This is a genomic window from Paraburkholderia caffeinitolerans, assembly GCF_902859945.1.
Taxonomy (GTDB): Bacteria; Pseudomonadota; Gammaproteobacteria; order Burkholderiales; family Burkholderiaceae; genus Paraburkholderia; species Paraburkholderia caffeinitolerans.
In genome coordinates this window covers 1-1193 of sequence record NZ_CADIKL010000109.1, presented here as the reverse complement: position 1 = coordinate 1193, position 1193 = coordinate 1, and the positions used below count along the sequence as shown (strand labels likewise).

At 58.1% G+C, this 1193-nt stretch carries 1 protein-coding gene; it reads left to right on the top strand.

The features are described from left to right. Positions 1 to 65 precede the first annotated feature (65 nt). A protein-coding gene (locus HV773_RS36470) for an IS3 family transposase (RefSeq protein ID WP_175198549.1) occupies positions 66 to 1153 on the top strand; the annotation gives its coding sequence in 2 pieces (ribosomal slippage) (positions 66 to 327 and positions 327 to 1153; 1089 coding nt in all). Positions 1154 to 1193 lie beyond the last annotated feature (40 nt).

Sequence of the window (1193 nt, the reverse complement as noted above, 5' to 3'; positions counted from 1 at the left end):
GGGTAATACCCCCGTCCAGTAAGCGGGATCAGAAGTAGAATTTCCAGCAAAGGGAGTTCTACGCAATGAAGAAGTCGAAGTTCACGGATAGCCAGATCATGGAGGCGCTCAAGCGCGCGGAGGCTGGCCTGGCGGTGCCGGAAATTTGCCGGGAGTTGGGCATCAGCACAGCGACCTTCTACAACTGGCGTGGCAAATACGGCGGCATGGACGTGTCGCTCATGGCGCGGATGAAAGAGCTGGAGGCTGAGAACGCACGACTGCGCAAGATGTACGTCGAAGAGAAGATCAAGGCGGAGATCGTCGCAGAGGCGCTGGCAAAAAAAGACTGAGGCCATCTTCTCGCCGCGAGATGGCCAGCGACGCAGTAGCACGCCGAGGGGTATCGATACGGCTTGCATGCGAGGCATTTGGCGTAAGCCAGACGTGCTATCGCTATGAGCGAAAGCGCAATGCGGAGAATGAACAGATCGCTGACTGGTTGCTGAGGCTGACCGACAACCACCGTAACTGGGGATTCGGGTTGTGCTTCCTGTATCTGCGCAACGTGAAGGGCTTCGGATGGAACCACAAGAGGATTTACCGCATCTATTGCGAACTCGAACTGAATCTGCGCATCAAGCCGCGTAAGCGGCTTGTGCGTCAGGCGCCGGAGCCTTTGGCGGTACCGGTGTCGGCGAACGCGGTGTGGTCGATGGACTTCATGCACGACCAGTTGAAGGATGGTCGCAGCATCCGGTTGCTCAACGTGATCGACGACTTCAACCGAGAAGCATTGGGAATCGAAATCGACTTCTCGCTACCCTCCGCTCGTGTCATACGGGCACTCGAGCAGATCATCGGGTGGCGGGGCAAGCCGGCGGCGATACGGTGCGACAACGGCCCGGAGTACCTGAGTGACGCGATCACGCAATGGGCCTCGCAGCGCGGTGTCGCATTGAACTATATCCAGCCTGGCAAGCCGCAGCAGAATGCCTATGTGGAGCGCTTCAACCGCACGGTACGTTATGAATGGCTGTCGCAGTACTACTGGGATGACCTGGCGCACGTCCAGCAGTTCGCAACGGAATGGATGTGGCAATACAATCACGAGCGCCCCAACATGGGCCTTGGCGGGGTAACGCCGAAACAGCGGCTGATGGCCGCCGCATAGCCTCTACTTCTGAACCGCGTTAAAAGTGGGGGGATTACCA